Consider the following 1,286-nt stretch of genomic DNA (forward strand, 5'->3'; position numbering starts at 1 on the left):
ACAGGTTGAGAACCGGAAGTTGCTTTTGTTATATTTGAATTTATTTTTATATCTTTTGTGTTTGTAATATTACTGTCTATATTAACATATGCTCCAATTGAATTTTTTACATTTGTAAGGTTTATTGTTCCTTCATTTCTAGCTTTTCCTCTATCTAAAGTTACTCCACCATTAACACTGCTATCTTCCATCAAAGCCATTCCTACAGAATTATCCGCTTGATCTTCATTAAAATCATTTGGATTGTTATTATCATTATTATTTCCTAAACTAATAATATTAGTATTAACCATTTCTGCTCTAGAATTTGATTTAGCAGCTATTTTCATCCCATAACTTTCTTTTCCATAGAGATTTATTTTCCCTTCATTTTTCATAATTGCATGAGTTATATGAGCAGGAAGGTATACATACATTCCTATAGATCTTGTTCCATAGAAATTTATCTCCCCTGTGCTAGCATTAGTCATTTTTTGTTTATCTTCATTAAAATCTCCTGGATCATTTTCTTCAACTTGTGCTATTCCAACTTTATACCCAACATATCCTTTTCTACTTCTATGTATTTTATAATCTTCTGTAGGACCGTGAACAACTAAATCTTGTTGCATATTTTGTATATATCCATCATCTTTTTCTTTACTATCTGTTATAATACCTTTATTTATTAAATTTGTCCCATTCTCTTGAGAAACAATTCCTAAAGTTAATATTCCCCCTAATTGAAGTGTTTTTCCTGATGGAATACCAAATTCTGTCCCAATATCTGAAACATTATCTATTTCCATAAATCTAGAACCACCAATAAAAAAATATTGATTATTTTTATTAGTATTCTGTGAAGCTGCTACTCCATTTGCAAATTCTCCTGTAATAGCTCCATTATCATAATTATATGAATTAAAAAATATTTCTGATTTATTTACATTTTCTAAAAAATAAGAGTTATGTGTATAATTTAATGCCTCCCAAAACATTTTAAAAGCATATGATTGTTCTGCACCTGAATTACTTTTCCAAGTATAATGTAATATTGAACTTATATTTTGCTGACTTAACGGATTACTGTATCCAGATTTTGAATTTTGTCTTGGAACACCATGACTGTTACAGTTTGAATTACAATCAGCACCTAACACAATCGCAAATGTAGGTGGCACTGGCAATGCAGGATCAGCTGGTAAAGTTATATCTGGTGACAATGGAGAAAATTTCACTGGTTCTGGTAATGTTGGGCTATTAGCCACTTTTGGTGTAAGATTTAATGGTGATTTATTAATATTTCT

The 1,286-nt window shown here is 29.7% G+C and carries 1 pseudogene; it reads right to left on the reverse strand.

Annotated features, from left to right (window positions below):
• A pseudogene (locus tag K324_RS14805) lies at positions 1-1,286 on the reverse strand (autotransporter-associated N-terminal domain-containing protein); the annotation flags it as partial.

The organism is Leptotrichia trevisanii DSM 22070 (genome assembly GCF_000482505.1).
Lineage (GTDB): Bacteria > Fusobacteriota > Fusobacteriia > Fusobacteriales > Leptotrichiaceae > Leptotrichia > Leptotrichia trevisanii.